Genomic DNA, 310 nt, shown 5'->3' with positions numbered 1-310 from the left:
CGGCGCTCACCATGCCCATCTTCGGGCCCCTGACCGAGTTGGTGGGACTGAATCCCGAGGGTGCTCTCACGGCCCTGTGCCTGGCCGAGCCCATGATGACTATCATCGCGCCCACGAGTGCCATCCTTGTCGCGGGTCTGGCCGTGTGCAAGATCAGCCTAGAGCAGTGGTGGAAGACCTGCTGGAAGTGGTGGCTGCTCATGAGCGCGGTCTGCATCGGCTTCACTGCGATATCGGCCATGCTGCCCGTCGCTTAGCTTATACTGAACGAGAAAGGAGAGGTCATGGCGAAAAAACCCATTAACGTGAC

The 310-nt window shown here is 60.0% G+C and carries 1 protein-coding gene; it reads left to right on the top strand.

The annotated features are described in order from the left end of the window. On the top strand, positions 1-257 hold a 257-nt coding region (locus tag NE591_RS13850; protein WP_305145265.1), incomplete at its 5' end, for a hypothetical protein. Positions 258-310 lie beyond the last annotated feature (53 nt).

This window comes from Adlercreutzia sp. DFI.6.23 (genome assembly GCF_024462535.1).
Lineage (GTDB): Bacteria > Actinomycetota > Coriobacteriia > Coriobacteriales > Eggerthellaceae > Adlercreutzia > Adlercreutzia rubneri.
The sequence above is the reverse complement of the archived record's forward strand: the minus strand, read 5'-3'. Positions and strand labels throughout refer to the sequence as shown.